The 21,658-nt window shown below is 70.9% G+C and carries 19 protein-coding genes and 1 riboswitch; of the genes, 13 read left to right on the top strand and 6 right to left on the bottom strand.

Going from position 1 to position 21,658, the window contains the following annotated elements; translation table 11 throughout:
- Positions 1–65: 65 nt before the first annotated feature.
- Positions 66–506 (bottom strand): Rrf2 family transcriptional regulator, encoded by a 441-nt coding sequence (locus tag ACFZDL_RS45945; protein WP_353596816.1) that lies wholly within the window; start codon positions 504–506, stop codon positions 66–68.
- Positions 507–696: 190 nt separating this feature from the next.
- Between ACFZDL_RS45945 and ACFZDL_RS45940 the strand changes: the two genes are divergently transcribed.
- From ACFZDL_RS45940 to ACFZDL_RS45915, 6 genes are all read left to right on the top strand, one after another.
- Positions 697–1,986, top strand: a complete 1,290-nt coding sequence (locus tag ACFZDL_RS45940) for an ABC transporter substrate-binding protein (RefSeq protein WP_353596817.1) — start codon at positions 697–699, stop codon at positions 1,984–1,986.
- Positions 1,987–2,038: 52 nt separating this feature from the next.
- The gene (locus tag ACFZDL_RS45935) at positions 2,039–2,977 is read left to right on the top strand and encodes a sugar ABC transporter permease (RefSeq protein WP_353596818.1); all 939 of its coding nucleotides are present in this window, start codon (positions 2,039–2,041) and stop codon (positions 2,975–2,977) included.
- 14 nt (positions 2,978–2,991) lie between these two features.
- Entirely contained in the window at positions 2,992–3,819 is an 828-nt protein-coding gene (locus ACFZDL_RS45930; protein WP_353596819.1) for a carbohydrate ABC transporter permease, read from the top strand.
- Positions 3,816–4,868, top strand: coding sequence for a LacI family DNA-binding transcriptional regulator (locus tag ACFZDL_RS45925; RefSeq protein ID WP_353596820.1), 1,053 nt, complete (start codon positions 3,816–3,818; stop codon positions 4,866–4,868). Before ACFZDL_RS45930 ends, ACFZDL_RS45925 begins: the two co-directional genes overlap by 4 nt.
- A gap of 82 nt (positions 4,869–4,950) precedes the next feature.
- Positions 4,951–6,894, top strand: a complete 1,944-nt coding sequence (locus ACFZDL_RS45920; protein ID WP_353596821.1) for a cellulase family glycosylhydrolase — start codon at positions 4,951–4,953, stop codon at positions 6,892–6,894.
- A 1-nt stretch (position 6,895) separates the two neighbouring features.
- On the top strand, positions 6,896–9,175 hold the full coding sequence (locus tag ACFZDL_RS45915; protein WP_353596822.1) for a glycoside hydrolase family 3 N-terminal domain-containing protein: 2,280 nt from the start codon (positions 6,896–6,898) through the stop codon (positions 9,173–9,175).
- Between the two features lie 58 nt (positions 9,176–9,233).
- On the opposite strand, the gene ACFZDL_RS45910 is transcribed toward ACFZDL_RS45915, so the two are convergent.
- A complete protein-coding gene (locus ACFZDL_RS45910) occupies positions 9,234–11,249 on the bottom strand; it encodes a family 20 glycosylhydrolase (RefSeq protein ID WP_391194444.1) in 2,016 nt (671 codons plus the stop codon).
- An 81-nt stretch (positions 11,250–11,330) separates the two neighbouring features.
- Between ACFZDL_RS45910 and ACFZDL_RS45905 the strand changes: the two genes are divergently transcribed.
- Both ACFZDL_RS45905 and ACFZDL_RS45900 read left to right on the top strand, forming a co-directional pair.
- On the top strand, positions 11,331–13,202 hold the full coding sequence (locus tag ACFZDL_RS45905) for an alpha-L-fucosidase (RefSeq protein WP_353596824.1): 1,872 nt from the start codon (positions 11,331–11,333) through the stop codon (positions 13,200–13,202).
- A gap of 148 nt (positions 13,203–13,350) precedes the next feature.
- Positions 13,351–14,004 (top strand): class I SAM-dependent methyltransferase, encoded by a 654-nt coding sequence (locus ACFZDL_RS45900; RefSeq protein WP_353596825.1) that lies wholly within the window; start codon positions 13,351–13,353, stop codon positions 14,002–14,004.
- Positions 14,005–14,043: 39 nt separating this feature from the next.
- On the opposite strand, the gene ACFZDL_RS45895 is transcribed toward ACFZDL_RS45900, so the two are convergent.
- Positions 14,044–14,415: a hypothetical protein gene (locus ACFZDL_RS45895; protein ID WP_353596826.1), complete on the bottom strand. Its 372-nt coding sequence runs from the start codon at positions 14,413–14,415 to the stop codon at positions 14,044–14,046.
- Positions 14,416–14,585: 170 nt separating this feature from the next.
- On the opposite strand from ACFZDL_RS45895, the gene ACFZDL_RS45890 reads away from it, so the two are divergent.
- Positions 14,586–15,146, top strand: a complete 561-nt coding sequence (locus tag ACFZDL_RS45890; RefSeq protein ID WP_353596827.1) for a GNAT family N-acetyltransferase — start codon at positions 14,586–14,588, stop codon at positions 15,144–15,146.
- A 26-nt stretch (positions 15,147–15,172) separates the two neighbouring features.
- Here the strand turns inward: ACFZDL_RS45890 and ACFZDL_RS45885 are convergent, their stop codons facing one another.
- Entirely contained in the window at positions 15,173–16,168 is a 996-nt protein-coding gene (locus tag ACFZDL_RS45885; RefSeq protein WP_353596828.1) for an alpha/beta hydrolase, read from the bottom strand.
- Positions 16,169–16,344: 176 nt separating this feature from the next.
- Positions 16,345–16,406, top strand: a riboswitch (guanidine-III (ykkC-III) riboswitch).
- Positions 16,407–16,415: 9 nt separating this feature from the next.
- Between ACFZDL_RS45885 and ACFZDL_RS45880 the strand changes: the two genes are divergently transcribed.
- The 4 genes from ACFZDL_RS45880 (at position 16,416) to ACFZDL_RS45865 (ending at position 18,465) form a co-directional block, all read left to right on the top strand.
- Positions 16,416–16,730 carry a multidrug efflux SMR transporter gene (locus ACFZDL_RS45880; protein ID WP_353596829.1) on the top strand — a complete coding sequence of 105 codons (315 nt, stop codon included), beginning with the start codon at positions 16,416–16,418 and terminating at the stop codon, positions 16,728–16,730.
- A 163-nt stretch (positions 16,731–16,893) separates the two neighbouring features.
- Positions 16,894–17,781, top strand: a complete 888-nt coding sequence (locus ACFZDL_RS45875; protein WP_353596830.1) for a S1 family peptidase — start codon at positions 16,894–16,896, stop codon at positions 17,779–17,781.
- 109 nt (positions 17,782–17,890) lie between these two features.
- Entirely contained in the window at positions 17,891–18,175 is a 285-nt protein-coding gene (locus ACFZDL_RS45870) for a hypothetical protein (RefSeq protein WP_353596831.1), read from the top strand.
- Positions 18,172–18,465, top strand: a complete 294-nt coding sequence (locus ACFZDL_RS45865; RefSeq protein WP_353596832.1) for a hypothetical protein — start codon at positions 18,172–18,174, stop codon at positions 18,463–18,465. Before ACFZDL_RS45870 ends, ACFZDL_RS45865 begins: the two co-directional genes overlap by 4 nt.
- 46 nt (positions 18,466–18,511) lie before the next feature.
- On the opposite strand, the gene ACFZDL_RS45860 is transcribed toward ACFZDL_RS45865, so the two are convergent.
- Together ACFZDL_RS45860 and ACFZDL_RS45855 are read right to left on the bottom strand one after the other, a co-directional pair.
- On the bottom strand, positions 18,512–20,362 hold the full coding sequence (locus ACFZDL_RS45860; RefSeq protein ID WP_353596833.1) for a glycoside hydrolase family 15 protein: 1,851 nt from the start codon (positions 20,360–20,362) through the stop codon (positions 18,512–18,514).
- Positions 20,363–20,475: 113 nt separating this feature from the next.
- Entirely contained in the window at positions 20,476–21,534 is a 1,059-nt protein-coding gene (locus ACFZDL_RS45855) for an NAD(+)/NADH kinase (protein ID WP_353596834.1), read from the bottom strand.
- Positions 21,535–21,658 lie beyond the last annotated feature (124 nt).

Genomic DNA, 21,658 nt, shown 5'->3' with positions numbered 1-21,658 from the left:
CCACACGCCCCTCCGCCGGACGGTGGTGAGCGGTGCCGGACAACCCAGCCGGCGGCCGTGGCCGGTCAGTCCGGGGCGGCACCCAGCGTCAGCAGCACCGGACCCGTCGGCGAGGCCACCAGATCGGCCACGGTCACACGGTCCAGTGAGGCGTAGAACGCCTCCTGCGCCTCGCGCAGCGCCCGCCGCAACCGGCAGGCACCGGCCAGTGGGCAGGGAGCCTCCCCCTCGCACACCACGGCCTCACGGTCCCCCTCCAGCACGCGGATCAGCTCCCCCACGCGCGTGTCCCGGCCCGCACCGGTCAGCATCAGCCCGCCGTTGCGCCCGCGCCTCGCCTCGATGACCCCCAGGTGCTGCAGATGCGCGATGGTCTTCGCCATGTGCGTATAGGGGACGTTCAGGGAATCGGCGATCAGCCTCGTGGTCAGCAGCTCCTCACTGTCCACGACGGCCAGGCGCATCACCGCCCGAAGCGCGAGATCCGTGTACCTGGTCAGCCTCACGCCCACACCTTAGCAATGTGGCATCTCATATGCGTATTTAAGGAGTGTGCACTGCGTCACGCGGGCCATGTTTCGAGGAAGAACCGACACCCAAGGGCTTGACCGCGAGCGAGGCGGCTCCTACATTCCTCACACCCTCGAGGTAGATCGATTAACCACTCGTTAACCGCCTGGTTGGAGACACCCCGCAGTGCACTCACCGCTGACTAGGCGCGGCCTCCTCGCCGCCGGTTCCGGCCTCGCCGCCACGACCGTCCTGCCTGCCCTGTCCGGCTGCTCCCTCGTGGCGGCGGAGGACTCCGATCCCGATACGCTCGTCGTCCACACCCAGTTGGGCACCACCGCCACGGGATCGCCCACCTACCTCGCGGCCCTGGACCGTTTCCGCGAGGAGAACCCGGGACTCAAGGTCAAGAACCTCATCAACGGCGACGACCTCGCGCAGGTCTACGAGACCTCACGCCTGGCCCACAAGGAGCCGGACGTGGTGATGGTCAACCTCTACGACAAGACGCTGGCATGGACGGACGTCGGCGCCACCGTCGACGTCAAGGGCTACATGAACGACTGGGGGCTGCGCGAGCGGGTGCGCCCCGAAGCCCTGGCCGCCTGGACCGACGCCAAGGGCAGGCTACGGGCCTTCCCCTACTTCGCCACGAACTGGCCGATCGCCTACAACAGGGCGCTGCTCGACCGGGCGGGCGTCGACGCGATACCCACCACGGGCGACGAGCTGATCGGCGCGGCCCGCAAGTTGCGCGCCAAGGGGATCGCGCCCGTGACGGTCGGCGGCAACGACTGGACCGGGCAGAAGCTGCTCGCCCAGATCATCCAGACCTTCCTGACCGAGGACGAGGCCAGGCACACCTACTCCACCGGGGACTTTGGCAGCAGGGGTGCCCGGGAGGGCATTGAATACTTCGTGACGCTGCGGGACGCGGGCGTCTTCGCCGACAAGGCGCAGGGCCTCACCTCGGACTTGATGACCACACAGTTCAACACCGAGTCCGCGGCGATCGAGTCCGCGATGTCATCGGCGCTCGCGAAGGTGCCCGAGAAGGTCGCCCGGCACACCGAGGTCGGTGGCTGGCCGCTGACCGACGGCGCCGTGCACGACAGGCCCACCATCCTGCGGACGTACACCCTGATCGGGTTCTGGATCAGCCCGAACGGCATCAAGAAGATCGACGCCGTCGAGAAGTTCCTGCGCTTCATGTACAGCCCGGACACCGTCTCCCGGTTCATCAAGGAGAGCGGCCGCGACATGGCGCTGCGCTCGGACACCCTCAGCACGGACTTCCCGCTGGTCGCCGCCGCGCAGAAGCTGGGCTCCGGGGTGAGCCAGGTGCTGCTGCCCGACGTGTACGTCCCGCCCGCCGCCACCCAGCCGCTGATCACCGCGACCAGCACGTCCTTCACCCGAGGCACCAGCGCCGCGAAGGTCCGCGCCGCGCTCGAAACCGCGTACCGCTCCGCGTGAACCCCCCGCCCGCTCGCTCGTCTCCCGAGCCCGACCTCACGGAAGCCACTTCATGACGACGCTGACGTCGCCCCCGGGCGGGGCCGCGATCCGCCACCCCGCTCCGCCCTCCGCCACAGCCCGTTCGCGCAGCCCCCGGCAGGGCGGCACGATCCTCGCCGTCCCCGCGCTGATCTGGTACGCGATCTTCATGGTCGGCCCGGTGATCGCCATCTTCGTGATCGCCGCCCTGCACTGGCCGGGGATGCTTCAGCCGGTGTCCTTCGCCGGTCTCGACAACGTCCGCGCGGTCCTCGACGACCCCGTGTTCTGGGACGCGGTGAACAACACCGCCGTCCAGCTGGCCGTGGCGCTGCCGATCATGATCGTATGCGCCTATATGCTGGGCTACTACGTCGCGCAGAAGCCCCCCGGACACCGTGTCATCCGCTATCTGCTGTTCATCCCCGGCCTGATCTCCACCCCCGCGAAGGCCATGGTGTTCTACGCGGCGCTGTCCCCGGACGGGCTGGTCAACGGCGCGTTGCAGGCCACCGGACTCGGTTCGCTCACCGACGCCTGGCTCGCCTCTCCTTCGACGGCTCTGGCCTGTCTCATCGCCCTGGACGTGTGGAGCGGGATCGGCTTCACTGCCGTCCTGTTCGCCGCCCGGCTCGACAGCGTCCCGGACGAACTCGGCGAGGCGGCGCAGCTGGACGGGGCCGGCCACTGGCGGACCATGTGGCGCATCCACTTCCCCGTGATCCGCGACTATGTCGGCGTCGTCACCATGCTGCAGTTCCTGTGGACCCTCTTCGGCTCGGCGCAGCACGTCCTGCTGCTCACCCAGGGCGGTCCCGGAAGTTCGTCGACGACGCTGTCGTTCCTCGTGTACCAGAAGGCGTTCATCGCGGCGGACCTGGGTTACAGCCAGACCGTCGGCGTCGTCCTCTTTCTGGCCGGGCTCGTCGGGCTGCTCGCCATCCGCCGTGCGTTTCGCCAGAACTACTGATCGGAGCGGTCACCATGAAACTCGGCAAACGCTGGCTGCCCGCACACATTCTGGTGTGGACCTACGCGGTGCTGCTCATCGTGCCGCTCTACTACTTCCTCGCCTCCGCGTTCAAGAGCAACGAGGAGATCTTCGCCCACCCCTTCGCGCTGCCGGACTCGCTCGGCTTCGGCAACTTCAAGACGGCTTACAACAGCGCCTCCCTCGGCCAGGCCATCGTCAACTCGACGCTGGTGACGGTCCTTTCGCTGGCGCTGACCCTGTTGCTGGCGCTGCCCGCGGCGTTCGCGCTCGCCCGGTCGACCGGGCGGCTGGCCTCGGTGGTGGAGAAGGTCTTCTCGCTCGGCTTTCTGATCCCGACGTTCGCGGCGCTCTTTCCCACGTTCCTGCTCGCCGCGGCCACCGGACTGTTCCACACGCAGCTCTTCATGGTCCTCTTCCTGCCCGCCACGGCGATGCCGCTGTCGGTGGTGATCCTGGTGCAGTTCATGCGGACCATCCCGAGGGAGATGGAGGAGGCCGCCCGGATGGACGGGGCGTCCACCTACACCGTGCTGCGCCACATCTACACGCCGATGTGCCTGCCCGGCATCGCCACCGTGATCCTCCTGAACTTCCTGACGTTCTGGAACGAGTACCTGTACTCGCTGATCATCATCGGCCCCGATCCCGACCAGCGCACCGTCCAGGCGGCCCTGCCCACGCTGAGGGCGGTCGTCGGCACCGACTACGGTGTCCTGACCGCGGGCACCGTACTGACCCTCATCCCCGTGTGGATCGTCTACACGGTGCTCCAGAAGCGCATGCAGCAGGCGCTCATCAGCGGCGCGGTGAAGATGTGAGCGCGCCCATCGGGAAGCAGGGCCGCCGGCCCACCATCAAGGCGGTGGCGGCCGCCGCCGGGGTGTCGACGGCGGCCGTGTCCCAGGCCTTCCACGGCAAGGGCCGGTTGTCGGAGCCGACCAGACAGCGCATTCTGGACACCGCGGGGGAGCTCGGCTGGTCGCCGAGCGCACCCGCCGCCGCACTGCGCAACGCCCGCACCCGCACCCTCGCGCTGGTGGTGCGGCGCCCCACCGATGTGCTCGGCGCAGACCCGCACTTCAGCGAGCTGATCACCGGTATCGAAGGCGAGCTGGCGCCCCGCGGCTACGGTTTGCTGCTGCATCTGGTCGCCGGGGCACAGGAGGAGAACGCCCTCTACCGGCAGCTGACGGCCGAAGGCCGGGTCGACGGAGCCGTTCTGACGGACGCGCGCACGGACGACTCGCGCCCCGCGCTGCTGGCCCGCCTCGGGCTGCCCGCCGTGCTGCTCGGTCCGCCCGACCGTGCCGGCGGGGTGCCGAGCGTCGGCCTCGGCCACCAGGGCGCCGCCGTGGAGGAAGTCGTCCGCCACCTGCTCGACCTCGGACACCGGCGCATCGCCTATGTGGCGGGCCCGGCCGATCTGCAGCACACACGGCTGCGGGGCGGTGTCTTCGAGACGGCTCTCAAGGCGGCCGGTCTGCGGCCGTACGCGGTCCTGCACACCGACTTCACCGAAGTGTCCGCCGTGGCCGCGACCCAGGCGCTGCTGGAGGCCGCCGACCGCGCCACGGCGATCGTCTACGCCAACGACTCCATGGCGGTGTGCGGCATCGGCGCCGCCCAGCGCGGCGGTCTGCGCGTCCCCGACGACCTGTCGGTGGTCGGCTATGACAACCTGCCGCTCGGCCGCTGGCTGCACCCCCGGCTGACCACGGTCGACCAGCAGGTGCAGCGGGTCGGCGCGGCCGCCGCCCGGCTGCTCCTCGCCCGCTGCGGTGAGGACGTCGAGGAGACGGTGCTCGACGACCGGCCGCGGCTGGTCGTCCGCGACTCCACCGGGCCCGCCCCCGTCTCCCCCCTCTGATGCCCGCGGCGCCCCCGCTGCCACCACGGCCGACAGATGCACGAGTGTCCCCCACGCCGCACCACGAGACCCGAGAAGGACCATGCGACGCCACAGCGCCCAGCTCACCCACCACCCCGCCGTCCTGCCCTGGCTCGGCGCCAACTTCTGGTCCCGCACCGGCGGGCCCCTGATGTGGCGCGACTACGACCCGAAGACGGTCCGCGCGGAACTGCGGGTGCTGCGTGAGCACGGCCTGACCATGACCCGGTCGTTCTTCTACTGGCCCGACTTCCATCCGCAGCCGCACCGCGTCGACGAGGCCCTGTGCGAACACTTCCACGACTTCCTCGACGCCCACAGCGAGACGGGCATGGGGACGGTGCCCACCTTCATCGTCGGACACATGTCGGGCGAGAACTGGGACCCGGCCTGGCGCGGGGGCCGCGATCTGTACGAGGACGTGTGGATGGTCGGCCGTCAGGCGTGGTTCGTGTCCCAGATGACCCGCCGCTTCAAGGACCACCCGGCGGTCACCGGCTGGCTCATCACCAATGAGATGCCCGGGTACGGCCGCGTCTACCAGGTGGATCCGCCCTCCTCCGAGGTGGTGACGGCCTGGGCGCAGGCCATGTGCAACGCCGTGCGGGCCGCCGGCGGCACCCAGCCCGTCTCGCTCGGCGACGGCGCGTGGGGCATCGAGGTCACCGGCCGCGACAACGGCTTCTCGCTGCGCGAGACCGCCGAGTACATCGACTTCGTCGGCCCGCATGTGTACCGCTCCGACACCGACCGGCCGCGCCAGCACCTGCGCGCCGCCTTCGAGTGCGAACTGGCCTCGGTCACCGGACACCCCGTCGTCCTGGAGGAGTTCGGTCTCTCCACGGACACGGTGTCCGCCGAGAACGCGGCGGTCCACTACCGGCAGACCCTGCACAACTCCCTGCTCGGCGGGGCGACGGGCTGGATCGCCTGGAACAACACCGACTACGACGATCTGTGGGACCGCTCACCGTACGACCACCACCCCTTCGAGATGCACTTCGGCATCACCGACAGCACCGGGGCCCCCAAGGCGCCGCTGCTCGAACTCGCCGAGTTCGCCGAGGTGTTGAGGGCCGTGGACTTCACCCGCTGCCGACGCGCCGACGCAGGAGCGGCGCTGGTCGTGCCCGCCTTCCTGGAGCGCGGCTACCCGTACAGCAGGCCCGCCGACCGACCGCTGATCTTCACTTCCCTGCACCAGAGCTATGTCGCCACCCGCGCCGCCGACCTGCCGGTGGGCTTCACCCGGGAAGCCGACGGCCTGCCCGGCGACGCGGCCCTGTACCTGCTGCCGGCGACCCGGCAGCTCACCACGCGCACCCGCCGTGAGCTCGAACACCGCGCCCGCGAGGGCGCCACGGTCTACCTGTCGTTCTGCTCCGGGGAGCACCCCGGCACCCGCGGCCCGTGGTTCGACGACCTGGACGGGCTGTTCGGCGTCGAGTTGCAGCTCTCCTACGGTGTCGCCGAGCCCATCGAGGACGACATCCTGGAGATGACGTTCACCGACGACTTCGGCGGGCTGACCGCGGGAGACACCCTGCGCTTCCCCGTCGCGGGCAACGAGGACAGCCGGGCGTATCTGCCGGTCCTCCCCCGCGACGCCCGCGTGGTCGCCGTCGACGCACACGGCCGGCCCGCCCTCCTGGTGCACGACACCGGAGCCGGCCGCACCGTCCTGGCCACCTATCCCCTGGAGCACATGGCCGCCCGCACCGCCCGCGTCAACCCCGAGGAAACCCATCGCCTGTACGCGGCGCTCGCCGATGTCGCCGGGGTCCGGCGCCCGGTGACGGTCGACAGCCCCCACGTCGGCGCGGACGTCCTCGTCCACGAGGACGGGCGCCGCTTCGTGTGGCTGGTCAGCCAGAGCCCCGAGGAGATCGACGTACGCCCCGCCGCCGACGGCACACTGCACGACCTCGGCTCCGGCGCGCCGACCGCGGACGTGAGCCTCGCCCCGTACGGTGTCCGCGTCCTTGAGCTGAAGTGCTGGAGCTGAAGTGACCGATCCCCTCTACCGCGACCCGTCCGCGCCCGTGCCGAAGCGGGTCCGCGACCTGCTGGCGCGCATGACGCTCACCGAGAAGGTCGGCCAGGTCAACCAGCGCATGTACGGCTGGCAGGCGTACGAGCGCACGGCCGGCGGCCACCGGCTCACCGACGCCTTCCGCGCCGAGGTCGCCGCCTACGACGGCATGGGAGCCCTGTACGGGCTGCAGCGGGCCGACCCGTGGTCGGGCGTCGGCTTCGCCGACGGCATCACGGCGGCGGACGGGGCCCGGGTGGCCGACGCGGTGCAGCGGCACGTCATGGAGAACACCCGGCTGGGGATACCGGTGCTCCTCGTCGAGGAGGTCCCCCACGGTCACCAGGCGCTGGACGGCACCGTGCTGCCGGTCAACCTCGCCGTCGGCGCCACCTGGGACCCCGAGCTGTACGAGGCCGCGGCGGCCGCCGCCGGCGCGGAGCTGCGGGCGCGGGGCGGCCATGTGGCGCTCGTCTCGGCCCTCGACCTGGTGCGCGATCCGCGCTGGGGCCGTGCGGAGGAGTGCTTCGGCGAGGACCCGTATCTGGCGGCCCGGCTCACCGAGGCGCTGGTGCGGGGTATGCGCACCGCCGAAGTCGCCGTCGTGCTCAAGCACTTCGCCGGCCAGGGGGCCACGGTCGGCGGGCGCAACAGCGCGGCCACCGAGCTGAGCGCCCGCGAGTTGCACGAGATCCATCTGGCCGCGGCCCGGGCCGGCGTACGGGCCGGTGCCGCCGGTGTCATGGCGGCCTACAACGAATTCGACGGCATGCCCTGTGTCGCCAACCGGGCGCTGCTGACCGAACTCCTTCGAGAGCAGTGGCAGTTCGAGGGCATCGTCATGGCGGACGGCTGCGCCGTCGACCGCCTGGTCCGGCTCACGGGAGACCCGGTGGCCGCGGGTGCCCTGGCCCTGAACGCCGGATGCGACCTCAGCCTGTGGGACGCCTGCTATCCGAGGCTTGCCGAGGCGGTCGCGCAGGGGCTCGTCGCGGAGCACACCCTGGATTCCGCCGTGGCCCGGGTGCTGGCCCTGAAGTTCCGCCTCGGCCTCTTCGACCAGCCCTTCTCGCGTGCCGAAGCGCCTGGGGAGCAGCGCTTTGATCCGAGCGAGCTGAGTGAACGCATAGCCCGCGCGTCGATCACGCTGCTCGCCAACGACGGAGGGGTGCTGCCGATCGCACCAGCACCCCGCCGGATCGCCGTCCTCGGCCCGAACGCCGACTCGATCGCCCAGCAGATCGGCGACTACACCGCGCCTCAGCGGCCCGGCTCCGACCACGTCACGGTCCTGGAGGGCATCCGGTCGGCCGCCCCGCCGGACACCGAGGTCACCTACGCGCGAGGGTGTGCTCTGGTGGGCGGCGACCTCTCCGGTGTCTCGGAGGCGGCCGCACTCGCGGCAGCGGCGGACGTCGCGGTGCTCGTCCTGGGCGGGTCGAGCGCCCGGTCGGGCGACACCACCTTCGACTCCAACGGCGCGGCCGCCGTCACCTCCGCCGACCCGGTGGACATGACCTGCGGGGAAGGCGTCGATCTGGCCGATCTGCGGCTTCCCGAGGGGCAGTTGGCGCTCCTGGACGCGGTAGCTGCCATGTCCGTGCCGTTCGTCGTGGTACTCGTACAGGGCCGTCCGCACGCGGTGCCCGACCCTCCCGGCACCGCCGGGGCCGTGCTGAGCGCCTGGTACCCGGGCCCGTGGGGCGGGCGGGCCGTGGCCGACGTGTTGTTCGGCACGGCCGAACCACAGGGGCGACTGCCGGTGTCGGTCCCGTGGTCGGCCGCGCAGCTGCCGGTGTTCTACAACGCCAAGGACCACGGGTACCGCGGCTATGTGGACCAGCCCGCCACCGCCCGGTACGCCTTCGGCCACGGCCTGTCGTACACCACCGTCGCCTACGCGCCACCACGGCTGTCGCGCGCCCGGGTGACCCCGGACGACCCCACCCTCGTCTGCCGGGTCGCCGTGCGCAACACCGGAGGGCGGCCGGTACGCGAGACGGTGCAGCTCTATGTGCGGCGGCTGTCGGGAGGGTCCTCGTGGCCCCGCGTACGCGAGCTGCGCGGATTCGCCCGCCTCGAACTGCGGCCCGGCGAGGGGGCCGACGCCGTGTTCGAGATCGACGCCGACACCCTCGGCTCCGTCACCCGGGACCTCGATCTTGCCGTGGAAACCGGGGAACTCCTTGTGGAGACCGGGCCCTCATCCGCCCGGACGCAGGGGGCGAGGCTGGTGGTAGCGCGCCCGGACTGAGGGTGTCCTTGGTGGGGCGCACCCCGTCGTGAAGGCCCTCGATGACGGGGCCGGCCGGTCAGCGCCCGGGCGCGGTGCCCGTCGCCCGTCCGGCCACCGGGCGCAGCGCGGTCGGTGGCCGGTTGTCCGGGGGCATCTGTACGGCCAGGCCGTCGGTGTTCTGTGCGAGGCCCAGCTGGGAGATGGCGTTGACCAGGGTCACCGTCTCGCCCTTGGCGGTCAGCTGCCAGCGCTGGGTGCGGGTGTTGTCCGAGCAGGCCTGCTGGGTGATGGTGGCGCCCGCCTCCAGCGGTGCTCCGAGGTAGCGCCTGCCGCTGACCATGTCCAGGCAGTTGCCGGTGGTGGTGCCACCGCGGACGGCGCGGATCCGGTAGTAGCCGTCCGGGGTGGCCGTAAGCGCCCAGGTGGCGTCGGGGTCGGCCGCGAGCTTGGCCGGGGCTCCTGGCGTGGTGCCCGCCGTGGTCAGCCGCTTGGTCGAGTCGGGGAGGGTGAGGGCGTAGGTGCCGTCCTTGAGCGGGAGGCGTGTCACGTTGTCCCAGCCCGGGGCGTGGCCGAGCCGGTCGGCGAGGGCGGCGAAACCGGTGTAGGTCGCGGCGGGTTCGGGGCTGCCCCAGGTGGCCTGGGAGATGAAGCGCAGCGGCATGAACGCGTCGGCCTCGACCTCGTTCTCGGTCTGCTCGGACGCGAAGTCGGGCCACATGGTGATCTTGGCGCCGATGACCTGGGGCTGGGGGCCGGTCAGCGTCTCTCCCTCGAAGCGCAGGGGTGTCCAGTCGCTGTCGTAGAGGGCCTGGGTTCTCATCTTGGAGCCGCCGCGGATCAGGTAGAGGGAGTAGGCGGAGTTCATGACCTGGTGTCCCTGCGCGAGCAGTGCGGAGGGCGGCTGCTGGACCTCGGGGGTCCAGTGCTCCACGTCGATGTTCTTGTCGAGGGAGATGGTGTTGTCGCCGGTCAGTCCGTCGTTCCAGATCCGCAGGGTCCTGCCGTCGGCCCGCACATGGGCGTTGACGCGGTTGACGAAGTCGATGAAGGCGTCCTGCGGGGTGGCCGACGCCCCGTATTTCGCCTTCGCGTAGGCGGCTATCTGCGGGTAGGCGGCGTAGTCGGAGCCGAGCATGTACTCGTCGGCGCCCATGTGCCAGTAGGGGGTGTCCCAGACCCTCAGGGCCTCGTCGAGGAGCCCGGTGTAGAAACTGAAGGCCTCGGGCCGGGTGATGTCGAGGCGCGAGGGTGACGTGGCGCCGGAGGAGTCGGTGAGTTGCAGCTCGGGGTGGTTCTGCAGATAGGGGTCGATGTGTCCCGGTGAGTTGATCTCCGGGACGAGGGTGATGTGGTACTTCTTCGCCATGGCCGAGAGCTGTCGTACCTCGTCCTTGGTGTAGTAGCCCCAGAACCTGGTCTTCGGGTAGTCGTCGCTGGCGACTTTCGCCTCGATCCACAGCTGGTTGAGCTTCAGGTACGACATCTCCCGCATCAGCCGCTCGAACCAGGGCATCGAGATGTGGATGTAGCAGGCGCACACGCCCACGCCGCGTTCGGGGTACCGGGGGACGTCGACCGCCCGGCCGCGCGGCAGTGCGGTCCGGCCGTGGAGCATCTGCAGCACGGTACGGGTGCCGAGGAACAGCCCGTCGTCCGTCGCTCCGGTGATCCGTACGGTGTCGGAGACGAGAAGTTCGTATCCTTCCGCGCCGAGGTCTTCGACGCCGGGGTCGAGGCGCAGCACCACGTCGCCCGCGCGGGGCTCTCCCCCGCTGACCACGGGTAGCCTGAGTCCAGTGGCGGCGGCCAGGTCGTCGGCGAAGGTGGCCGCGTCGGCCTGTGCCCGTTCGGCCGGGGTCGTGAGGATACGGGAGCCCTGCCGCAGTTGGAGGCTGCCGGATCCGGCGGTCCACCCCGTCAGCGCCGGCACCACCTCCGGTGTGGCCGCGGCGCGGGCGGCAGTGGCGGACGCGGGGGTGAGCGCCGAGGCCGGAAGGGCCGGCGGTACGGACAGGGCCAGGGCCGCCAGAAGGCAGACGGCCCAGCGGCGTCTTCCGCGCGCGGCGCGCATTCGTTGGATCACTGTGTCCATCGGCATGAGGGCGACATCGAGAGGCGAACACATCCGATGAATGTGTTCCGGTGTTCGACGAGAAGCGGCCTGCGCCGCGCCATGATCGCCGCTGCGGTCGCGGCGCTGACCGGGGTGACGGCGCTGCCGCCCGCGGCCGCCACGACCGGCGCGGCGGGGTGTCAGGAGCCGGTGACTCCGGCGCCGGTGATGGCCGTGGAGGAGTGCGACAGCCCGGAGCGGATCGTCGAGAAGGCCGCCAGCATCGTGCCACGCCCCTCCCAGGTGGCCTGGCAGCAGCGTGGCATCGTCGGTTTCACCCACTTCGGGATGAACACCTTCACCGACCGCGAGTGGGGCTCGGGCATGGAGAAGGAGTCACGCTTCGCCCCGTCGGCCGTCGATGTGGACCAGTGGATGCGCGCGTACCGGGCGATGGGGGCCAAGCAGGTCATCTTCACCGCCAAGCACCACGACGGCTTCGTGCTCTACCCCACCCGCTACAGCAACCATTCCGTGACCGCCAGCCCTTGGTGGGTCAGCACCGCGGGCTGCGACCAGGCCGGGCAGGCCGCAGCCGCCCGGGCCGCGGCCGAGCAGCGGCGTGACACCGACCCCGCCGCGTACTGGCGGGCGCGGAAGGCGGGCTGTGAACGGCAGGGCGGGGACATCCTCGGCTCCTACGTCCGGGCGGCCCGTGCGGCGGGGCTGCGGGTGGGTGTCTATCTGTCGCCCTCCGACGGGGCCGAACTGCCCCGGGCGTGGCACAAGGACACCTACATCCCGGCGATCGAGGCCAAGCCGGCCGGCTCGCGTTCGACCGCCGAGAAGGCCACGCTGGAGGACGCACCCGCGAGCCCGGCCGGCCAGGGCCGGTACGGCAACTCCAGCACGCCCACACCGCGTACGATCCCGACCCTGGTGCCCGGTGACGACCGTGCCCGTGCGGTGGCACGGGGCACCATGCCGTCGTTCGAGGTCGTCGAGGACGACTACAACACCTACTACCTGAACCAGCTCTACGAACTGTTCACCCAGTACGGGCCGATCGACGAGCTGTGGCTGGACGGCGCCAATCCGTGGGCCGGTTCGGGGATCAGCGAGAAGTACGACTTCACGACCTGGTTCGCGATGATCAAGGCGCTGTCGCCGGACACCGTGGTCTTCGCCGGTCCGCAGGGCACGCGGTGGGTGGGCAATGAGGCGGGTGTGGCGCGGACCGGTGAGTGGAGCGTCGTACCGGCGACGGGCGACCCGGACACGGCGCACAACGAGGGGCTGATCCCCGGTGGCGCGTGGGCCGAGGACATCGGTTCCCGGGCGGTGCTCGCCCGGCCCGAGGTGCGCTATCTGCAGTGGTTCCCGGCCGAGGCGGACTCCTCGATCAGGCCCGGCTGGTTCTACCACCCCGGCGAGCGGCCGCAGTCGGCGGCCGAGCTGGTCGACAAGTACCGGCGGTCCGTCGGGCGCAACGCCGTGATGCTGCTGAACGCGCCGCCCGGCACCAACGGGCGGATCGCCGACGCCGATCTCGCCTCGCTCGCCTCCTTCGGCACGGCCGTACGCGACACCTACCGCACCAACCTGCTGGCGCCCGGGAAGGACGCGACGGGCGCCGCGCTGAGCGACGAGGAGCTGTCCACCGGCTGGTCCCCGGCGGGCCGGGCCACCACGGGCCGTGTGGTCCTGGACCTGCCCCGGGCGCAGAGCTTCGACCAGATCCTGCTCCGCGAGAACATCACCCGGGGCCAGCGCGTCGAGGCGTTCGCGGTGGACACCTGGGACGGAGCCGGGTGGGTGCAGGCGGCGAGCGGTACGACCGTCGGCTACAGCCGGATCCTGGTGCTGGACGCACCGGTGCGCACCGACCGGGTCCGGATCCGGGTCCTGGCCGCGCGCGCGACGCCGCAGCTGGCGACGGTGGGCCTGTACCGTACGGTCGCACCGTCCACCCGGGCCGGTGGCGCCGGGTAGAGCGCCCTGGAACGCTCCACGCCCTCGAAACGCTTGACCTTGCCCCCAGGGGAAGGCCGACGGTGTCCGTGGCGACCCAAGCTGTCGCGACCGAGCCGAGCGCGCCGGCGCGCTCGGCTCCGACCGGACCCGGACGAGAGGGACCCGCATGGACGACGACGCTCTCCTGGCCGAGCAGTTGGCCTACTACAGGGCACACGCGGCCGCATACGACCGGCCCTATGAGGAGCGCGAGGACCTGCAGAAGTTGCTGGCTGCCGTCGATGAGCTGCCGATCGCCGGCGATGTGCTGGAGTTGGCCTGCGGTACGGGCCAGTGGACCCCGAGGCTCGCGGCGCGGGCGCGGTCGGTGACGGCTGTCGACGCGTCAGCCGAAGTGCTGGCCCTCGCGCGGGAGCGCACCGCGTCCCCCACCGTCCGGTTCCTGGAGGCCGATCTGTTCGAGTGGCGGCCGCCACGGCGCTACGACACCGTGTTCTTCGCCTTCTGGCTCTCCCATGTTCCGCCGCGGCGGTTGCCCGACTTCTGGAACACCGTCGCCACAGCGCTCGCGCCGGGCGGCAAAGCGATCTTCATTGACGACGGCCCCGCCGCTGCCGCGGAGGAGGAAGTCCTCGCGAACCTTCCGGTCCCGGCGGTGCTGCGCCGGCTCGATGACGGCAGCCCGTACCGCGTCGTGAAGGTGTTCCACGAGGTCAGAACACTCATGGACGACCTCACGGCGCTGGGGTGGTCGGTCCGTATCCGGCCCATGGCCGGGAACTTCATCGGCATCGCGGAACCGCCGGCCAAGAGCCCGTGACCCCGGCGCGGACGAACGCGCCGGGGCCGGGCGGCGGGCTCAGGACGCGGGCGTCAGCACAAGCCTGGCCTTGTGGCCGCTGACCGACTTCACCGAGATCTTCAGGCTGTTGAGCCTGACGGTGCCGCCCGGGCTGGTGCTGCCGCTCAGATGCGCGCCGCCCGTGGTGGTGGCCGCCATCTTCACGGACCGGGAGCTGACGTGCGTGATCCGCAGCTTTCCGAACCCGAAGCGGTGGCTGTTGACCTTGATGCTGCTGGGCGCCGACACGGTGATCTTGCACCGCCCGTCATAACAGGGCCCGTGGCCGGCGGCATACGCCTCCGGCGCCACCAGGCCGACCCCCACAGCGCCCGCCAACGTCAGCGTCGCGGTGGCCGTCGCGGCCCTCCACCGCGTACCGGTGCTCATCATGGGACCTCCCGTCCTCGAAGGGCGTTTTCCGCGCGGCATTTCTAACCCACCGCCCGCGGGACCCCTCCCGGTGCCCATCCGGGCAGCGCCACCGCTCGTCCGCGCGAGCATGCCCATATCCTCGATATTCGGTGGCGCGCCGAACCCCCGCTGGTGAAGATCGCGGCATGCCCATCTTCCTGGACACCGAACGGCTCACGCTCCGCGCCTTCACCGAGGCCGATGTCGACCACCTGCTCGCGCTGGACAACGACCCCGACGTCATGCGATTCATCAACGGCGGTCGGCCCACGAGCCGCGAGGCGATCCGGACGCGGACCCTGCCGCGGCTCCTCCACGACCACCCGTGCCTCGGCTCCCGTGGCTTCTGGGCCGCGGAGGAGAAGGCCACCAGCACCTTCCTTGGCTGGTTCGAGTTCCGGCCCCTGGACGACCACAGCCCCGCCGTGGTCGAACTCGGCTACCGGCTGAACAAGGCGGCGTGGGGGCGCGGCTATGCCACGGAGGGGGCTCGGGCCCTGATCAGCAAAGGGTTCACCGAGCTCGGGGTGGAGCGGGTCACGGCGAACACCATGGCAGTGAACACGCGGTCCCGGCGGGTGATGGAGAAGGCGGGGCTCTCGTTCCTCCGGAACTTCACCGGCGACTGGCCGGACGCGATCGCGGGCTCGGAGCACGGCGAAGTCGAGTACGAACTCACCCGGGCGGAGTGGGAACGGCGCCAGTAGGCGTTTGTGGGTGGACCGGCTCCGCGTCATCCGGCGTGGCTCGGCAGAGAGCCGAGCCAGTCGGTCAGGTGCTGGTTGACCTCCTCAGGGCGCTCCTGCTGGATCCAGTGGCCGCAGCCGTCGAGGATGTGGGAGGAGCGCAGCCCCGGCAGGGTGGTGGGGTAGGCCTTGATCGCGTCGGCCAGCCATGTGGTGGAGGCGTCCAGGGCTCCGCCGAGGAAGAGCGACGGCTGGGTGAGGGCGGCTCCGTCGAAGTCCGCGAGGTCTTCCCAGTCCCGGTCCATGGCGCGATAGCGGTTCAGGGCGCCGGTGAGACCGGTTCGTTCGAATTCACCGGCGTAGATGTCGAGGTCGTGCTCGCTGAGCCAGGCGGGCAGCCGGCCTTCGGGGAACCGGTCGCGCAGCCTCCCACCGGGGGTGACGAAGTGCGGGTCGGGGGAGCCGGGCGCGGGCATGGTGTCGGCGGACAGGGCGGCGTAGAGACCGGCGAGCCAGCCCCGTACATCCGGCTCGATCTCGGCCTCGGCCCGGCCTGGCTCCTGGAAGTAGGAGACGTAGAACTCGTCCTCCCCGCCCATCCGGGCGAAGACCTCGCTGGGCCGCGGTCCTCCGCGCGGGGTATAGGGGACGCTCAGCAGACCGACCGCGCGGAAGACGTCGGGCCTGACCAGGGCGGAGTTCGCGGCGATGGTCGAGCCCCAGTCGTGACCGACGATCACTGCCGTCCGCTCGCCGAGCGCGTGCACCACGGCGGTGTGGTCCTCGATGAGGTCGAGCATCCGGTAGGCGGCCGTCTCCTTCGGCTTCGAGGAACGGCCGTAGCCGCGGACGTCGATGGCGACCGCGCGGTATCCGGCGGCGGCCAGCACCGGCAGTTGGTGACGCCATGAGTACCAGGACTCGGGAAAGCCGTGGACCAGCAGGACCAGCGGTCCGGTCCCCTGTTCCACCAGATGGGTCCTGCCTGCGGGAGTGGGGATCAGACGGTGTGCGACGTCGGTGATCCGGGCGTAGTGGGACATGACACCTCCGGGGTTGCCGGTCTCTCGTGTGCCGAGCGCGCGGACGCTCGTGAAACGATCATGCGGCGCGTTCCGTACCGGTGCGAATCATGTTGCCGGTTCGGCAAACCGGTGGGGAAAGTCACTCACCGTGGTCCGCGGCGAGGAGGGGGCAAGCCGGTGTGCCAGACTGGCCGGCAGAGCCCGACAGGCTCCTGGACGAGGTGCGCCGTACCCAGACATGACAAGACGACGCGGGGAGTCTGTCATGGCCTGGATCGTTCTCGTGGTCTCCGGCGTTCTCGAAGCCGTGTGGGCCACAGCGCTGAGCAAGTCGGAAGGTTTCAGCCGTCCATTGCCGACCGTCGTCTTCGGGACCGGTCTGGTGCTGAGCATGGCGGGTCTGTCCTTCGCGCTGCGGACCGTGCATGTGGGCACCGGGTACGCGGTCTGGGTGGGCATCGGAGCGGTGCTGACCGCCGCATACGCCATGCTCTTCGGCGGCGAGCCCGTCAGCTGGCTGAAACTTCTGCTGCTCATGGGCATCGTCGGCTGTGTGGCCGGCCTGAAACTCGCGCACTGAAACTGGCCCTGTCAGCGTCGTCGAGCGCACAGGCCCCCTCGTAGCGCCCCCCTTTCCCCCCTTCCCCCTCTTTCCCGTTGAACGGCTGGGCAGTTGGGTTACGCGACGGCCGGACCGAGGGCACAATCCAAGCCTGACCGGCAGTCCTCTCAAGGAGGTTCGGGTGAAGACGGCACGCCGTACCTGGAGAAGTTCCCGACTGGTGGCCGCGGTATCGAGCCTGTTCACCGCGGCTGCCCTCGCGACGGTCGGTACGGGTGCGGCCGCTGCAGCCGAGGCGTCCCCCTCCGCTGCGTCCGAGGCCGCATCGGCCATCGAGTCCCTGGACGTCCCGGGGACCGCCTGGACCGTGGACGAACGCACCGGGACGCTGCGCGTGTCCGTCGGCTCCACGGTCGGGGGCGGCGACCTGGCCAGGCTCGACCGTGCCGCCGAGCGCTCAGGCGGCGCCGTGACCGTCGAACGGCTCGGCGGAGCGCTGCGGACCCTCCTCTCGGGCGGCGACGGCGTATACGCCTCCGCGGGGTGGCGCTGTTCTGCCGGGGTCAATGTGCAAAGCGGCTCCACGTACTACTTCATCACGGCCGGCCACTGCACCGACTCCCTGCCGACCTGGTACACGGGCTCCGATCTGACGACCGCGGTCGGCCCGACGACGGGCACCAGTTTCCCCGGCGACGACTACGGCGTCGTCCGGTACGCCAACACGGCCGTCCCGCACCCCGGCACCGTCGGAACCGTCGACGTCACCGGAACCGCCACCGCCTACGTCGGCCAGCAGGTCTGCCGCCGGGGGGCCACGACGGGCGTCCACTGCGGCCGGGTCACCGGGCTGAACGCCACCGTCAACTACGGCAACGGTGACATCGTCTACGGTCTGATCCAGACCAATATCTGCGCCGAGCCGGGCGACAGCGGCGGCCCGCTCTATGCGGGCGACAAGATCATCGGCATTCTCTCGGGCGGCAGCGGCGACTGCGCCTCGGGAGGCACCACCTATTACCAGCCCATCCAGGAGGCGCTGAGCGCCTACGGGCTCACCGTCTACTGACGGCCGACCGCGCGGACGCGGCGCCGCGTACGATCAACGGCTCACGAACGGCGCGCCTCCACGGGTAGGGTCATCATCAGGCCGTGGCCCCGACCTCGAGGAGGTGCGCATGAGCGCACAGCCCGATCACTCCGTCGACCGCAAGGTCGCCGCCATTCCGCACACCATCAACGCCATCGGTGACGCCTTGAGCGGTGAGCAGCGCGCCCGCTTCTACGGAGAGGTCCTGGCCGCCGAGGAGGCCGTCGTGCCCGCGGTGATGCGGTCCTGGTGGAAGGTCGCGATGCTGGCCAAGGCGCCGTTGGCGGAGCGCAGCCGCGCGAACGCCGCTGCCGGGCGGAACCTGGTCAGCGTCGACGACCTCATGGCCCGGCTCGAGGGAGCGGGCGGGTGAACCATGAGCGTCCCCGGCCGGGCTGGGCCGCGTACATCGAGGAGACGCCGGCCGCGGCCATCGTGGCGATGCCTCCTGAACTGGCCAGGGGCGTCGCCAACTTCATCGCCGCTCTCGCGCTCGAGGCGGGCGGTGCGCTGGACAAGGACAAGCAGCCCCCCGGTGACCCGATGGACGACCGCGACTCGCGGTTCAGCATCCAGGTCGCGGGCGAGCCGGTGATCATCGAGTACAGCGTCCACCACGACGTCCGGGCGATCCGGATTCCGGTCGTGGTCTGGATCGACTGACCGCGGCTTCGGCGCTACGGCGGGCCGGCCCGGGGAAGCGGTGGGATCAGCCGAGGGCGCGGTCGAGGTTGAAGGCGGCGCTGATGAGGGAGAGGTGGGTGAAGGCCTGGGGGAAGTTGCCGAGTTGTTCGCCGGTCGGGCCGATCTCCTCGGCGTACAGGCCCAGGTGGTTGGAGTAGGTGAGCATCTTCTCGAAGGCCAGCCGGGCCTCCTCCAGGCGGCCGGCGCGGGTGAGCGCCTCGACGTACCAGAACGAGCAGATCGAGAAGGTGCCCTCGGTGCCGGGCAGGCCGTCCGGGCTCAGATACGGGTCGTAGCGGTAGACCAGGGAGTCGGACACGAGCTCCTGCGACAGGGCGTCGAGCGTGGCGAGCCACTTGGGGTCGACCGGGGAGACGAACTTGGCCATCGGCATCATCAGCACCGCGGCGTCCAGGATGTCCTCGTCCAGGCGCTGAGCGAAGGCTCCGCGCCGGGCGGACCAGCCGCGTGTCATGATCTGCCGGTAGATGGCGTCGCGGCTGCTCCGCCAGCGGGGGAGATCGGCGGGCAGTCCGCGGCGGTTGGCCAGGCGTATGGCCCGCTCGATGGCCACCCAGCACATGAGGCGTGAGTAGAGGAAGTTCTGCCGTCCCGCGCGGCTCTCCCAGACGCCTTCGTCGGGCTGGTCCCAGTGGTCGCAGACCCAGTTCACCAGGTAGCCCACCTCGTCCCAGTGGTCGCTGCTGATGGGCTGCCCCCACTTGTCGTACAGATAGACGGAGTCGATGAGCGCTCCGTAGATGTCCAGCTGGAGCTGGTTCACCGCGCCGTTGCCCACTCGGACCGGGGAGGACCCCAAGTAGCCTTCCAGGTGGTGAAGCCTGCTCTCGGGGAGCTCACGGCGCCCGTCGATGCCGTACATGATCTGCAGTGGTCCGGTGTCGCGGTCGTCGGCGGTGATGCAGTGCTCGGAGAGGAAGCCCATGAACGCCTCGGCCTCCGAGGTGAAGCCCAGGCGGAGCAGGGCGTAGACGCAGAAGGCGGCGTCCCGGACCCACATGTAGCGGTAGTCCCAGTTGCGCTCGCGGCCGATGGCCTCCGGCAGGCTGGTGGTCGGGGCGGCCACGATGGCGCCGGTCGGGGCGTAGGTGAGCAGTTTCAGGGTCAGCAGGGAGCGCTGGACCATCTCCCGCCACCGCCCGTGGTAGCGGGAGGCGCTCAGCCATCTGCGCCAGAAACGGACCGTGGCCTCGAAGTCGGCCCCGGCCTCGCGCCGGGCGCAGCCGAGGAGGGCGACCTCGTCGTCGACCCGGTCGAGGGCGAAGACCGCGGACTCGCCTTCGAGCAGTTTGAAGCGCGACCGTACGTCCCGGCCGTCGCACTCCAGGGGCGCGGTGGCCGTCAGCGCCAGGGACAGCGAGGGGGAGTCGAAGAGCACCCTGTCGCCTTCCATGCGCGCGGTGTGCGGCTCGGCCCCGTAGCCGAAGCGGGGCGCCACCTGTGCGGTGAAGGGGAGGGTGCCGCGTACGCAGCGCACCCGCCTGATCAGCCGGTGCCGCCCGGCGTCGCGGGAGTCGTCGACGACGGGCATGAAGTCCTGGATCTCCCCCGCGCCGTCGGCGGAGGAGAAGCGGGTGATCAGCACATTGGTGTCGGGGAAGTAGAACTGGCGGGTCCGCGCGGGGACGTCGGTGGCCAGTTCGAAGGAGCCGCCCCGTTCCGCGTCCAGGATCGCGCCGAACACGCTGGGCGCGTCGAAGCGCGGGCAGCAGTACCAGTCGATCGTGCCGTTCGTTCCCACGAGGGCGACGGTCCGCAGGTCGCCGATCAGCCCGTGGTCGGCGATGGGCAGATAGCGCGAGGAGGCCGTCGGGAAGCGGGTCCCCTGCCCGTATCCGGCGTTGTCGAACACCATGTCAGGCCTCCTTGCCGTCGGCCACGGCGTACCGGCGCACGCTCAGCGCGTGCCGGTACGCCGTGCAAACCCCTTGAGCGATGGAGTGGCAAATACTCATCTAACAGGGTAAATCACCTCGCCATCGGCCAGGGCCGGCGCAGATGGGCCAGGTCGTCGGGCGGCGGGATGGCGGGCCGGTAGACGGGCGGGGCCTGGTCGACGGCGGTCGCCGGGGCGTCGGCCAGCTGGAAGCGGCCGCGCAGACGCCGGTAGAACTGCAGGGGGGTCAGCCGCGCCAGGCGCAGGCGGTACGGGGCCCGGTAGGTCGCCATCCAGTCCCCCGGGTCCAGCACCCCGCGCAGCTGCCCGTCGATGCTGACGGCCACGCGTCCGGAGTGGGGCAGCACGCGCACCGCGACGATCTCGTCGGCCCCGGCGATCACGGTGCGGTCGAACGCCATGTGCGGGGCGACCGGGGTGAAGACGATCGCGTCGGCCTCGGGGGCCAGGACGGGCCCTCCGGCGGCGAAGCTGTAGGCGGTGGAGCCGGTGGGGGTCGCCACGATGGCGGCGTCGGCCGAGTAGCAGGCCAGCAGCTGCCCCGCCAGGTACACGGCCAGGTTCGCCTGCCGGTTCCGGGCGAGCTTCTCGAAGACCACGTCGTTGACCGCGGTGACGTCCAGGGGGATGCCCCAGCTGGACTTGTCCATGGCGCCGGGGCGCACGGTCGGCGCGGGCAGCGCGGGGCCGCGTCCGTAGCACAGCGGCTCCTCCAGGCCGGCGGGCGTCTCCAGAGGACGCGACGCCCGGAGGGTGAGCACCATCCGCTCCTCGATGACCGCCTGGTCCCCGTGGAGGGCGTCCAGCGCCCCCTCCACCTGGTCGGTGGTGATCTCGGTGAGAAAGCCGACCCGCCCCACATTGACGCCCAGCACCGCCGCCCCGTCCTTGGCGGCGATCCGCGCCCCGCGCAGAAACGTGCCGTCGCCGCCGAAGGTCATGACCACCCCCGGGTGGCCCGCGGCCACGGCCTCTTCCTGGCCGCCGCGCCGCGCCACCCCCGCCTGCCACACATCGATATCGGCGCAGACCACGCCGTGCGCGGCACACCACTCCCGCGCGGTCCGCGCCGCCGCGACGGCGACCGGACGGCCCTGGTGGACGACGAGTCCGAGCCGGGTCAGAGGCATCGCCTCCCACGGTAGTCCGCACCGGCCGGTCCCGCAGACCGCGTCGGCCGCCGGCTGTCGCCGCACGCCGGGGGCGTCACGGCCCACGGGGTGCGCGGTGACTGGCTGCTGTGGTCAGAACCAC

It is taken from the genome of Streptomyces sp. NPDC007917, from assembly GCF_042959105.1.
Classification (GTDB): Bacteria; Actinomycetota; Actinomycetes; order Streptomycetales; family Streptomycetaceae; genus Streptomyces.
This window is presented reverse-complemented; position numbering and strand designations above follow the sequence as displayed.

Coding starts and splice junctions, on each gene's coding strand:
- ACFZDL_RS45935 (WP_353596818.1), top strand. CDS start 2,039: ATGACGACGCTGACGTCGCCCCCGGGCGGGGCCGCGATCCGCCACCCC.
- ACFZDL_RS45930 (WP_353596819.1), top strand. CDS start 2,992: ATGAAACTCGGCAAACGCTGGCTGCCCGCACACATTCTGGTGTGGACC.
- ACFZDL_RS45920 (WP_353596821.1), top strand. CDS start 4,951: ATGCGACGCCACAGCGCCCAGCTCACCCACCACCCCGCCGTCCTGCCC.
- ACFZDL_RS45910 (WP_391194444.1), bottom strand. CDS start 11,249: ATGGACACAGTGATCCAACGAATGCGCGCCGCGCGCGGAAGACGCCGC.
- ACFZDL_RS45905 (WP_353596824.1), top strand. CDS start 11,331: ATGATCGCCGCTGCGGTCGCGGCGCTGACCGGGGTGACGGCGCTGCCG.
- ACFZDL_RS45900 (WP_353596825.1), top strand. CDS start 13,351: ATGGACGACGACGCTCTCCTGGCCGAGCAGTTGGCCTACTACAGGGCA.
- ACFZDL_RS45895 (WP_353596826.1), bottom strand. CDS start 14,415: ATGAGCACCGGTACGCGGTGGAGGGCCGCGACGGCCACCGCGACGCTG.
- ACFZDL_RS45890 (WP_353596827.1), top strand. CDS start 14,586: ATGCCCATCTTCCTGGACACCGAACGGCTCACGCTCCGCGCCTTCACC.
- ACFZDL_RS45885 (WP_353596828.1), bottom strand. CDS start 16,168: ATGTCCCACTACGCCCGGATCACCGACGTCGCACACCGTCTGATCCCC.
- ACFZDL_RS45880 (WP_353596829.1), top strand. CDS start 16,416: ATGGCCTGGATCGTTCTCGTGGTCTCCGGCGTTCTCGAAGCCGTGTGG.
- ACFZDL_RS45870 (WP_353596831.1), top strand. CDS start 17,891: ATGAGCGCACAGCCCGATCACTCCGTCGACCGCAAGGTCGCCGCCATT.
- ACFZDL_RS45860 (WP_353596833.1), bottom strand. CDS start 20,362: ATGGTGTTCGACAACGCCGGATACGGGCAGGGGACCCGCTTCCCGACG.
- ACFZDL_RS45855 (WP_353596834.1), bottom strand. CDS start 21,534: ATGCCTCTGACCCGGCTCGGACTCGTCGTCCACCAGGGCCGTCCGGTC.